11 protein-coding genes are annotated in these 12,239 nt (G+C 45.3%); 4 read left to right on the forward strand and 7 right to left on the reverse strand.

Features of this window, described 5'->3' with window-relative positions; all coding sequences use genetic code 11:
* Positions 1 to 29: 29 nt before the first annotated feature.
* Entirely contained in the window at positions 30 to 422 is a 393-nt protein-coding gene (locus tag DKT73_RS12565) for a thiol-disulfide oxidoreductase DCC family protein (protein ID WP_111638897.1), read from the reverse strand.
* A 79-nt stretch (positions 423 to 501) separates the two neighbouring features.
* Positions 502 to 942 carry a DUF3429 domain-containing protein gene (locus DKT73_RS12570; RefSeq protein WP_111638898.1) on the reverse strand — a complete coding sequence of 147 codons (441 nt, stop codon included), beginning with the start codon at positions 940 to 942 and terminating at the stop codon, positions 502 to 504.
* Positions 943 to 1,258: 316 nt separating this feature from the next.
* Here DKT73_RS12570 and DKT73_RS12575 point away from each other — a divergent pair, with 316 nt between their 5' ends.
* Positions 1,259 to 2,635 (forward strand): glycine--tRNA ligase, encoded by a 1,377-nt coding sequence (locus DKT73_RS12575; protein ID WP_111638899.1) that lies wholly within the window; start codon positions 1,259 to 1,261, stop codon positions 2,633 to 2,635.
* Positions 2,636 to 2,800: 165 nt separating this feature from the next.
* On the opposite strand, the gene DKT73_RS12580 is transcribed toward DKT73_RS12575, so the two are convergent.
* Complete coding sequence (locus tag DKT73_RS12580; protein WP_111638900.1) at positions 2,801 to 4,837, reverse strand: TonB-dependent receptor domain-containing protein; 2,037 nt, start codon at positions 4,835 to 4,837, stop codon at positions 2,801 to 2,803.
* Positions 4,838 to 5,088: 251 nt separating this feature from the next.
* Between DKT73_RS12580 and DKT73_RS12585 the strand changes: the two genes are divergently transcribed.
* A complete protein-coding gene (locus DKT73_RS12585; RefSeq protein ID WP_111638901.1) occupies positions 5,089 to 5,982 on the forward strand; it encodes a LysR family transcriptional regulator in 894 nt (297 codons plus the stop codon).
* A gap of 22 nt (positions 5,983 to 6,004) precedes the next feature.
* Here DKT73_RS12585 and DKT73_RS12590 read toward each other — a convergent pair whose 3' ends face one another.
* Complete coding sequence (locus DKT73_RS12590) at positions 6,005 to 7,096, reverse strand: MBL fold metallo-hydrolase (RefSeq protein ID WP_111638902.1); 1,092 nt, start codon at positions 7,094 to 7,096, stop codon at positions 6,005 to 6,007.
* 172 nt (positions 7,097 to 7,268) lie between these two features.
* On the opposite strand from DKT73_RS12590, the gene DKT73_RS12595 reads away from it, so the two are divergent.
* On the forward strand, positions 7,269 to 7,760 hold the full coding sequence (locus tag DKT73_RS12595) for a GNAT family N-acetyltransferase (protein WP_111638903.1): 492 nt from the start codon (positions 7,269 to 7,271) through the stop codon (positions 7,758 to 7,760).
* Complete coding sequence (locus tag DKT73_RS12600) at positions 7,760 to 8,266, forward strand: GNAT family N-acetyltransferase (protein WP_232827864.1); 507 nt, start codon at positions 7,760 to 7,762, stop codon at positions 8,264 to 8,266. Before DKT73_RS12595 ends, DKT73_RS12600 begins: the two co-directional genes overlap by 1 nt.
* A 26-nt stretch (positions 8,267 to 8,292) precedes the next feature.
* On the opposite strand, the gene fhuB is transcribed toward DKT73_RS12600, so the two are convergent.
* Genes fhuB through DKT73_RS12615 form a run of 3 tightly spaced genes read right to left on the reverse strand, consistent with a single transcriptional unit; the run spans position 8,293 to position 11,911 of the window.
* Positions 8,293 to 10,269: a Fe(3+)-hydroxamate ABC transporter permease FhuB gene (gene fhuB / locus DKT73_RS12605; protein WP_111638904.1), complete on the reverse strand. Its 1,977-nt coding sequence runs from the start codon at positions 10,267 to 10,269 to the stop codon at positions 8,293 to 8,295.
* Positions 10,269 to 11,132 (reverse strand): ABC transporter substrate-binding protein, encoded by an 864-nt coding sequence (locus tag DKT73_RS12610; RefSeq protein ID WP_198666618.1) that lies wholly within the window; start codon positions 11,130 to 11,132, stop codon positions 10,269 to 10,271. Before DKT73_RS12610 ends, fhuB begins: the two co-directional genes overlap by 1 nt.
* A gap of 14 nt (positions 11,133 to 11,146) precedes the next feature.
* The gene (locus DKT73_RS12615; RefSeq protein ID WP_111638905.1) at positions 11,147 to 11,911 is read right to left on the reverse strand and encodes an ABC transporter ATP-binding protein; all 765 of its coding nucleotides are present in this window, start codon (positions 11,909 to 11,911) and stop codon (positions 11,147 to 11,149) included.
* Between the last annotated feature and the right edge of the window lie 328 nt (positions 11,912 to 12,239).

Genomic DNA, 12,239 nt, shown 5'->3' on the forward strand with positions numbered 1-12,239 from the left:
CCGACAAGAGAGGCAATAAACGCCATAAATTAAAGGTCACAGCGATCTTGTAAACAGCGAGCACAACGCGGCTTACCTGTCACAAAGGCGGAAATTTGATGGCGATAACGAGCAAAAAATCCATAGCCTAAATCGGCAAAAAAACGAATCAACGGCCAACGAAGTATTTGTATCCATCGATGTTTTTCTACCAATTTCCAAGCAAGACAAGTGACGTCTAACCCCGTGATAATTTTTCCATCGGCGAGTTGCCCATGTAGCAATCTATCGGCCTTGATTGGATCAATGTGCGGGAATTTTTCCTGAAAATTATCGCCATGAATGTCTTCTAATTTCAGTCTATTGTGAATGTCCAAAGACCGTAACGTTTGCATTTCAGCAGCGCAAAGCGGGCAGTATCCATCGTAGAAGATTGTTAGCATGTATTATTACTCAATAGTGTCATTATCAAGTAATAATACGCAGTGAGAAGTGAGTTAGATCACCCTGATTGGAAGTCTTTTAGTAGTGCGGGTATAAAACGAGCAGATGCATGACACATATCACGGAGGTTAAGCCAAAATGCATAGACATATAGGGTTTGTTTGCATTGGACGGTTTTAACCAACGAGCTTCCACCCAATAAATACTGACAAAACCAAGTAACAGCAAGGCAACCGACAGCTCTGGCGTATTCATCAGCAAAGAAACCCAAGCGCTTAATAAGATTACGTTACAAGAAACAAGCAGCTTTCTACCGTGTTTGCTTTCGGGAAGCTCTATGATGCGCCCCCAAATAATACCACTCAATAGACTAAGCACGACGGCACCGTAAGTCGCAAACAGGGTAACGCCTGCTTTGCCCAAAAAAGCGGTGTTGGCGAGGCTAAAATAGGTCGCTAACACAAAAGGAAGTATGCTCAACGTAGCAACAGTCATAACTACGGGCTTATAAGGACGCATGTGTCTGTACCTAACTAAATAAGAATATGTAAACAATACGAATTATCTAACAAAATGGATCTTAAAACAGTAATTAATTTCCTTGTTTTGTCCTATTTTTAAGCATAAAAGTGTAAATTTTTTAACGCTTTTTACTGACAAAAGTGATTGTTTGATCGTTTTGTGTTTGAAACGGACTTATTCACACCTTCCATAGAATCGCCATTGAGCAGAATACGGTCAAAGAGTACAATGGACGGCTATTATGACTTAAATGTGATGCCACATTGGCACTCATGTCCTTATTTAACGAATTCTGCTTAAGGTGTGTTTAGAAATGCCAGCTAAAACAATGGATGAACTCGTCTCCCTATGTAAACGTCGCGGATTTATTTTCCAAGGCAGTGAAATCTACGGTGGTATGCAAGGTGCTTACGATTATGGTCCGCTAGGTATTGAATTAAAAAACAACCTAAAAGCCGCGTGGTGGCGTTCAATGGTGTATGAGCGCGATGATGTCGAAGGCCTAGATGCAGCGATCATCCAAAATAAACACGTGTATAAATACTCTGGTCATGAAGATACTTTCACAGACCCAATGGTGGATTGCCACGAGTGTAAATCTCGTATGCGCGCCGACCATATGAAAGACATCAAAGTCTGTGACAACTGCGGCTCAACCAATGTGACACCGCCGCGTGATTTTAACTTGATGTTCAAGACCAACGTTGGCCCAATGGTGAATGAAGAGTCTTACACTTACCTTCGTCCAGAAACCGCTCAAGGTATTTTTACGAACTTTAAAAACGTAGTGGATTCGACTTCTCGTACCTTGCCATTTGGTATCGCACAAATTGGTAAATCGTTCCGTAATGAGATTACGCCACGTAACTTTATTTTCCGTGTTCGTGAATTTGAACAAATGGAGTTGGAGTTCTTCTGTAAGCCAGGTGAAGATGAAAAATGGCATGAATTCTGGGTGAACGCTCGTAAACAATGGTGGTTGGATCAAGGTCTAACAGAAGAGAATATCCAATTTGAATACGTGACGGGTGATGACTTAGCACATTATTCTAAATCAACTGTGGATATTCTGTACAAGTTTCCACATGGTTTTGAGGAGCTAGAAGGCGTTGCTAACCGTACAGACTACGATCTAGGTTCTCACACGAAAGCGCAAGAAGAGTTCGGTCTTTCTGCAAAAGTGAAGAAGAACGAGCATTCAACAGCTAAGCTGGCGATTCGTGATCTGGATGAAAACAAATGGGAAGTGCCTTTCTGTATCGAGCCTTCTGCCGGTCTTGATCGCGGTCTATTAGCGGTCATGACAGAAGCCTATACAGAAGAAGATCTTCCAAACGGTACATCTCGTACTGTGCTTAAGTTTAAACCGCATCTAGCGCCGATCAAAGTGGCTATTATGCCGCTTAAGAAGAACAAGCCTGAAATCGTTGCGCTTGCTAAAGAATTGAAAAACAAGCTGCAGAAGCTTGGCCTTGGTCGTATTCTTTATGAAAACACGGGGAACGTAGGTAAAGGCTACCGTCGTCATGACGAAGTAGGCACGCCTATTTGCGTAACGGTTGATTTTGACTCTATCGAAAAAGAAGGCGCGCCGGTAACGGTTCGTGATCGCGATACGATGGAGCAAATCGTGGTTAATGCAGCAGACTTGCCAGCTTACGTGATTAACTACTTCATCAACCAAAACTAATTTTTGTTGGTGGTCTAAAAAACCACGACTCTCGTTTGAGGGCCGTGGTTTTTTTATGTTTGTGATTTGCTGGTTGGCAAAATGGAAATAAAAAAAAGACCGCAAATTGATTGTGGTCTTTTGTGTGCGAAACGCACTAAGGGAAAGTTTTACTTTGTTTCGTACTTAAAAACGGCTCGTTAATCCCATGTAATAAGTGCGTGGACTGCCGTCGCCATGATCGTCACCTGTTTTAACAATAGTGCCAGTCAGGTTTTCAACGCCAGCTCGCAAGCTAACACTCTTATTCACTTCGAAAGTCGTACCGACATCCAATGTGGTGTAGGCTTTCGCAAAGCGTATTTCATCTTCGGTGTTGTAGGCTTGTTTGCCTAAATATTGCACTTTTGCAAAGGTATTCCATTGTTCATTGACATCCCAGTACAGGCCAACATTGGCTGTCACCTCGGGAACCAGTAACAATGGCTCATTATTGTCTTTCCTTTCTGACTCAATCATGTAGGTCAAGTTGCTTTTTAGGTTAACTGTGCTTACGATCGGTGCGGCAAAGGTCGTTTCAATACCACTGGTTTTAGCTGCCCCAACGTTACGTTGGATGGTGTACCACTGACCATCAATGATTCCGTATAAATTGTTTTGGATTAGATCGTCAATGTCGGTGTAGAAATAGGTGACGTCAAGTTGGTAACCCGCATTTTCAAAAATGAAGCCGACTTCGTAATTGGTGCTAACTTCAGGCTCTAGATCAGGGTTTCCTAACATAGTACAGCCACCGCCTGTGTAGCCTAATGCCGCCAATGAGGTGCAACCGTTGCCACGTGAGAACGTACCGGAACTAGGTGAACGCTCAAGTAATGTCGGAGCTCTAAAACCTTGCGAAATACCGCCTTTGACTGTCCAAATATGAGACGGATGATAGACCAAATAGGCTCTAGGACTTAAATGAGCATCAAAGCCGTCCGTTTTGTCGAGCCGTGCTCCCAACGTCAATGTTAAATTATCCTTCAAATATAGCTGATCTTCCGCAAACAAAGAGCCAGACCAGCCGTCAGGGTTTAGTTCGGGAGTAATGGGGTTACCATCTTTATCTTCGCTTAGGTTACCAATGATCGAGCGGTTATAAATATCTTCGGTTTTATATTGCAGACCAAGGGTTAGATCCTGATCTACACCTAACGACATTGGGATATTGGTTTTTGCGTCAAGTACGGTTTCATTGGCCTCTGAATCTCCCGTGCTATATCCACCACGTCCATTTGGTAATGCTTGGTCATTATTATTGTATTGATTATGGTACAAGTTGATCGTGTTTTTAACGTCTCCTAAATACCCTTCATACCCAATTCCGTAGCCACGATGTTCTAGTTCACCGACACGATATTGTTCGTACTTCGCGTCTGGCGCAGAGTCTGACTCTTGCAAACCGTAGTTAAAGTCAAATTTTAGTGTGTGATTCTTATTGACTTGCCAATTCAATGCTGTATTTACACTGTTATTCTCAAAACCTGAGCTTCCTCGTGCATTGGTATCTGCATCTCGTTCAGTTTTATTTAACCCAATTTTTAGCCCTACACTGTCGCTTAGCGGCCCCGCAATATTTGCTCCTACTTGAGTGGTGTCACCGAACGAGCCACTGTCTGGCTTTTGATAGTTTGTAGAGACTGATCCCCCCCATTTTGCTGGGATTTTGCGAGTAATGATGTTTACAACACCACCCATAGCTTCTGAACCATACAGAGTAGACATAGGTCCACGGACTATTTCTATACGTTCTATCATCTCTGTAGAGATCCAGTCTATGTCTTGTCCCACAAGATCTGCGCGATAGCCTGTTAGTGATGACCCGCCTACACGTTTGCCATCAACCATGATCAAGGTGTATTGGCTTGGCATACCGCGAAAGGAAATTTTAGAACCAGCTCCAGCATTAGTGTAGCCACCTGTAACGCCTGGCAGTTCGCCTAGCAGCTCAGACAGACTTGTGGCTGGTGTTCTTTCTATGTCTTCTCGAGTAATAACACTGATAGAAGCTGGTGCATCTTTTATGTCAATATCATTCCCTGACGCTGTCACCACCAACTGATCTAGGTTGATTGAGTCTTCGGTAAGAGAGTCTTCGGCAAGCAGTATGGAAGAATGAGCGGCCGCACTGATTAGAGTGGCTAAGGCCGTAAGCTTATAATGACGAGGTGAAGGGGCCATTGTGAACATTTTCTCCTTGGTTATAGTCGAACTAATTTCGTATTATATTGTCAGTAAATTGTAGTGAGAATCCTTATCATTTGTATTATCTAGCAATATTGCTTTTTTGTGGTGGTACGTATTGTTCCTCTTTTTGCAACATGGCAGGTTTGATAAGACGTGATATATCCCGTGGACAAAATAAGGCGTGTTAACAATGAGATTTAATGGGCTTGAATGGTTACATCAGGTAGAAGGTCAGGAGAGTATGAATGTACGATCTTAATGAAGTGAAGACCTTTGTGTCTGTTATGGAAACGGGCAGTTTAAAAGACAGTGCGCATAAGCTTGGGGTCTCAAAGTCTACCTTGAGTCGTCGTATTAGCAATTTAGAAAACGCATTAAACCAGCCCTTATTACGTCGCCAAGCGAATCGGCTGATCGCCAATGAAGCGGGGCTGAAGTTTTTGCCTTTTGCCCGAAAAATGCTCAATGTGGCCGATGAAGGCCATAAAGCGGTTGAAGAGTTAAAAGAAGAAGTCAGTGGTTCATTAGTTGTTTTTGTTCATACTACGCTCGTGCGGGGCTGGTTTTCCGCGTTAATGTTTGATTTTTTGGAAGAGTTTCCTCAAGTTAATATAGACGTGCGCACCGGCAATCAGCTATCCCAAGAAATAAAAAGTAACGATGTCTGCGTGTGGGTGGGTGAGCCTGCGAACGAGCAACTGCGTTCTGAACAGATCGGCAGATTAAGCCAAGGTTTGTATGCCAGTGCGGATTATTTAGAACGCACTGGTATATTGAGTCATCCGAGCGAGCTGAGTCAATACGCTTGGATCGACACACTAAAAAGTGAGCAAAATAGCATAGTGTTGGAGCATGAGACGCAAGGCGATGTATCTTTTGATTTGCCTAAGTCACGACTGACTGTGGATCAATATATACTGCATGCCGAAGCGATCATTCGGGGCAAAGGCGTAGGGTTGCTGCCACACTATTTTGCGGAAAAGCATTTGGCTCGCCACCCTGAAGTATTTGTGTCCTGCTTGCCGGAATGGAAAGGCAAGTCACAGCCCGTTTACCTACAATACCCTTTTGGCCATTTACCAAGGAAAATGCACGCTTTGATTCAGTATCTAAGAGACGAAGCCAAAGCGTTTTATTGATTCTAAGGTCTCTGTCTTGTTATTACTCAGACTTCCACCAAGGTGTTAGTGGTGGAAGTGTGTTGATGGAAAAAATTTGCCCAAATTCCGGTGTGCTGAGTGTCACGTTTCGACGCTCTGACTCCACAACCACACGATCAAATGGGTCGTGCCAAGTGTGAAAGGCAAGGTCAAAGGTACCATTGTGAATGGGCATCATAACCTTTCCTTTCAGGTCGATATGCGCTTGTACGCTTTCCTCTGGCTTCATGTGTATATCCGCCCAATCTGCATCGTACGCCCCAGTTTCTATCAGGGTAAGATCAAAGGGGCCGTACTTGTCGCCAGTTTCTTTAAAGCCCTGAAAATAGCCTGAATCGCCACTGAAGAAAATGTTTTCTTGTGGGGTTTTAATCACCCAAGCGCCCCATAAAGTCGCGTTACCATCGCCCATACCACGTCCTGAAAAGTGCTGAGTTGGTGTGAACGCAACCAAACCTTGACTGGTCTGCAGCTCTTGCCACCAATCGAAAGTAATGATTTTATTAGCTTCAACCCCCCAATCAACTAGGTCGCCATCCACGCCTTTTGGCACTAAAAATTGCTGCGTTTTGGCCAATAAAACTTGGATACTCGCTTTATCCAAATGATCGTAATGATTGTGAGAAATCAATACTTTATCAATAGGTGGCAAGGCTTCTAAGCTAATCGGTGGCTGGTGGAATCGTTTTGGACCAGCAAACTGAAAAGGTGAAGCTCGGTCTGAGAACACTGGATCGATTAGCCAATATTCACCATATACTTTGAGTAAAATAGAAGAATGCCCGAGTTTAACCAGATGCAGCGTATCGTTACTCAGCGCCTCTAAATCCGCTCGGTTCATCTTACGGACTGGAATGGTAATATTTGGTGTCGTATCGACTTTTTTCTCCGTAAAAAAACGCACCCAGAGTGCCGCAGTGTCAGTAAACGTCATGGGCTGACGTGGCGAAGTGTTATGAAATTTTGCGTTTTTATAAGGCGCAGACGTGGCGTCCGTAATAGCCGGAACCTTAGATTTAATATTCAGATTAACGATATAAATCGCAAGAGCAAGGGCAAGAACCAAAGCAACAAGGAGTTTAATGATAAACATAGACAATCACTTTTAAGGAGATAAGTGTTCATTATTTGGGCTAATGGATAAAACACAATCGTAGAATTGTGCTAATAATAAGCAATTGTCGAGACTTCAGGTCTATTTGGTCGTTCAGTAAACTCAGGCAAGTATGGCATCAAGGTAAAAAGCGTAAAAAAAAGGAGCAAAAATGGTTAACATTGAAAAGATGACGACTCAGCATTTAGTCGATGTCATCGGGTTGAGTGTTGCACAAGAACAACAGAGGTTCGTTGGTACTATTGAGGAAATCTTACGCTGCATTAATGCTCAAATTCGGCCTCACGTGATTCTCGTAGAAGATAAGGTAGTCGGCTTTTTTCTCATCGATACTGTCTACGCTAAAAAATTAGAGATCATTAAAATAAAGAGTTTAGGGCTACGTAGCTTCTTTATTAGTCAACATCACCAAGGAAAGGGTTATGCTAAACAAGCCATTTTGGCATTACCAAACTACTTGAGCGAAGCTTATCCCAATGCGTCACATCTTTATTTAACCGTAAACTGCCAAAATGCCATTGCGAAAGAGCTTTACTTAAAAGGCGGCTTTGAAGACACCAACAATCTCTATCATGGTGGCCCTTCCGGTCCACAGCATATTATGGTGAAAAAGCTTGCATTGAACTCTGAGGTTAAGCGTTGATGACCAGTATGCCTATACAGCCAATCACTCACGTCATGTGGCCTGAGATATTAAAGATTCAAGCGGAAGCCTATTCGAAAGTTGCTCCTGAAAGCCTAGAAGTACTGCAAAGCAAATGGCAGCAATCGCCAGACTGTTGTTTTGCTTACCTTGACGAAAAAAGTGAGCCAGAAGAAAAAAACATACTGGGGTACTTGTTGGCTCATGCTTGGCACAGTGAAACACCGCCCAAGTTATATCAAATCCTGCCAGAAGGCAGCCATGGCTCGATCTTATTTCTGCATGACTTAGCCTTGTCAAAACGAGCCACGGGAAGGGGAGTGGGCTCTCAGATGGTGAAACATTTACTGGATAGCGCCACTTCATCCGGTTTCCGAAGCGCCCTATTGGTTTCCGTACAAGGCTCTGTATTATTTTGGCAAAAATACGGCTTTGTTGAAGTAATGAATCAAAAAGCGAGCGAAAGCTATGGCGACGATGCCAAGGTTATGAGACGGGATTTTTGAGTATGCAGCGCATAAGCTAATACACATTAGAGTCTGCGCAGTCCCCACATGAGATAGAGCCCACCGATAATAGACGCCACCATGCCGGCTGGAATTTCCTGAGGGTAGAGCCATTGTCGGCCGAGCCAGTCAGACAATAGCATTAAGAGTCCGCCCACGAGCGCTGAAGCAATAAGGTGTTCGCGAGCTCTGCTGAAACCGAGTAAGCGCGCTAAATGAGGCGCCATGAGGCCGATAAAGCTCAGAGGGCCCACCACAAGCGTGGCCGCGACAGTTAAACAAGCCGCCAGCAGCAGTAGTATGAGTCTGGCGCGAGACACTCTCATGCCTAATGATTGTGCGGTAGATTGACCAAGTGGCAGAATGTCTAACCATTTACTGAATAAAAAGCCAAGGCTGACCAAGGCAAGGGTCGCTACTGCCAGCGGGAGTAAAGTATCGCTCGTGACATAGTAAGTGGAGCCGGATAGCCATGCCAGAAAAGCGTAACTACGAGGATCACCGCCTGCCAAAATAAGCGTTTGTACGGCATTCATCAGGGCCGTAATGGCCACTCCCGTTAGCAATACTTGCTCTGGTTGAAAGCCGGATTTGTGGTTGAGCAGTATGATCAAGCCCATGGTCAATAGAGCACCGATTAAGCCACCCAGATACAGTCCCATCGTGCTGGACGCGAGACCGGCATAAATCGTGACAATAAGACCAATGGCAATACCGGAGCTAATGCCGATGACTTCCGGACTGGCCATTGGGTTGCCGCTTAAGCGCTGAATAATGGTGCCCGCAACCGCGAGCATCACGCCCGCCAACAGGGCAGCAAGCAATCGTGGCACACGCCATTCCAGCATTGACCAATCTCCCTGCAGTAGCAACCATTGCCAACCATCGGTTTGTACGGAAAGCGTGGCAAACAAACAAAAGCCAATCACTAACGCACAACAAGTCCATAAGATGGATGATCTGTTGAGTCGGCTAACCTGATGATGGTGTCGTGTTAACACTGTGTGTGCTTGCGTTTGATGACGAAGGGTCAGTTTTGGTAGCAACCACAGCATGAGTGGCGCGCCTAGTGCCGCGGTGGCGGCGCCGGTTTGTATCACCATGGCCAGTATGCCGGGCAATAATTGAATCAGTAAGTCGGTTAGGGTTAACAGCAATGCGCCGAGAATCATAGAGATAACGAGCTTAGGAACCAACCGACGTACGCCCATTAAGCGCGTAATAGCGGGGGCAGCCAGACCGATAAAGCCAATGATGCCCACACTGGCAACCACCCAAGAGGTGAGCAACACCGCTAAGCCGAGGCAGATAAAGCGTAATTTGGTTAATGATACGCCTAAGCTTTTTGCGCCAGACTCGGTGAGTTCTAATAGACTCAGAGGCTTAAGAAAGATAAAGGCGATGATCACCGCGACTAAAATACGCGGCCAAAGATACTCGACATTGTCCCATCCCGTTTGCGTCAAAGAACCTGCGCCCCAGATCATCAAGCCGGAAAGTTTTTCTTGGTTTAACATGAGCAAAACGGTACTGAAGGCACCGAAATACAAATTGATCACCAATCCCGCAATCACCACAATGGTGGGTGATAAGGCCCGTCGCCATGACAAAGCAAACACCAGTCCCATGGAAATAATCCCCCCAGCCAGCGCGACCAAACTGTGCGAGAAGCTCATCAACCACGGCGCGTAAAGTGTTGCCAGCATTAGGCTAAAGCTGGCGCCACTGGCGATACCAAGGGTCGAAGGGGACGCGATAGGATTGCGTAGGACTTGCTGCATTAGCACGCCTGCGACAGCCAAGGCGGCACCACAAAGTAGGGTGCTGAAAAGACGAGGCCACCAAGTTAACGTTAACGCCACTGAGGTACGAGAATGCCAGTCTGTCGCAAACGGGTTAATGAATGGGCTATTTAACGCGCCAACATTGGCTAAATGGGAACCCATCAATAAGGCAATTAACACCGCGAGTGCGAGTATGAGGGTGGTCGGAAGTGCGCGCATTAGTGAGCTTCCTCATTAAGGGCAGAAGTTAATAAGGTGGCAAAACGTACTGTAGAGGGGATGGCACCAAAGCTCCAAACCGCTGGAATGGTCAACGCGGGATACCCGGTTTGTTTTACCAAGTACTGCCAAAAGGCGTCTTGTTCTAAATGTTGTTTCACGCCAGCTGGTAAGGGTTCTATCACCACAATCTGTGCTTTTAGATCAATCAGTTTGTCGATGCTCACTAAAGCAAAGCCCCAACTATTGGTATCGCCTTGCCAAGCGCTTTTTAAGCCGATTTGATCGGCGGCCACTTTATACATGCTATTGTTACCGAAGACACGGACATGGCGAGCATCCATAAATTGCACCATTAACAAAGGCGCCACCTCGACAGGTCGTTGAGTCGATAAACTGACGAATGTGTCTCGAGCCGATTGGATAAGGGTTTCAGCCGCGTCTTCTCTGTGCGTGTCTTTGGCAATGGTGCGGGTATAAGCTTCTAAGGCTTGCCAGGAGACATTGTTTTTTGTGTACAAGGTAATATTGTTGACAGGGGCGATACGCGACAGTTGCGGGGTCAGTGATTGAAACATGGGGGAGATGAAAATTTGGTCGGGTTTCAATTCCGACAAGCGTTCTAAGTTGGGTTGGGTACGAAGACCTAGGTCGACGGTGCCTTCTGGGATCTCGGGGGCTTTTACCCATGCATTGTAATCGGCTATTTGCGCAGCACCAACCGGTTGAACCCCTAAAGCCAGCAGTGTTTCTACTTGTGTCCAGTCAATGACGGCGATTTTTATGTCTTGCTCTTGGGCAGGAGCAATCGACGCGACAAACGCGATGAATAGTGCGAACAGATAAGGAAAAATTCGTTTCATGGGATTCTACTTAGCTAATACGGCATCGCCACTGGATGCCCAGCAGGGTGATCCGTGATGTGCATTTGGATACCGTAAATCTCTTGCAATGTCTGAGGGGCAAACAGGCTGTCGACAGAGCCAGAAGCAATCATTTTTCCACTGTGGAGCGCCACGATATGATCGCAGAAGCGCGCCGCCATATTGATGTCATGAATAACTATAATTACTCCCAAATTTAGCTCTCGGCTGAGTTTTTTGATCAGCGTGAGCATGTCTACCTGATGGGCAATGTCCAAAGCAGAAAGGGGTTCGTCGAGTAATAAGTATTGAGAGCGTTGCGCCAATAGCATCGCCAACCAAAGCCGCTGGCGTTCACCACCAGACAAGGTATCGACCAAACGATCGGCGTAATGTTTGGTATCTGTTAATGTCATCGCCTCATCTATATAGTGGCTGTCTTGTTTGTTCAAACGTCCCAATAAACTGTGCCAAGGGTAGCGGCCAAAGCTCACTAGGTCTTTGCCTGACAAACTGTCTGTTGCCGGTGTTTGTTGAGGCAGATAAGCGACTTGTTGGGCGAATTTTTTCGGCGACCAAGTTTCAATGGCTTGACCATTAAGAAGCAGTTGGCCTCTGGTGGGTTTTTGCTGCTGGGCGAGTAACTTAAGCAGTGTAGATTTACCCGAACCATTGTGCCCCACCAGCGCATAGATTTTTCCAGTGTCAAAGGTCATTGAAAAGTCGGTTAACAACGCTCGACCATCAATATTGAACCCTAATTCTTTCGACTCTATCATGCCACCAATCCGTCAATTTTTTATCTTGTCGTTTATTTAAGTGGGGACATTTTATGGTTTAGTAATATTAATGCAAATCATTTCTATTTGTTTTGTCTTGTTGCATGCATCGTCGCTTTTCGTAGGTCAGATGAGACGAGGCACGAGGCGTAATCTGACATTCCCAACCCGCATCATCAAACGGCACATTACACTTCGTTCATGATGCCCTACGAAAACACCAACCACATTATCTACACCAACCCATCCCGTAGGTCAGATGAGACGAGGAACGAGGCGTAATCTGACATTCCCAACCCACATCATCAAACGGCACATTACACTTCGT

Source organism: Marinomonas shanghaiensis (genome assembly GCF_003259175.1).
Classification (GTDB): Bacteria; Pseudomonadota; Gammaproteobacteria; order Pseudomonadales; family Marinomonadaceae; genus Marinomonas; species Marinomonas shanghaiensis.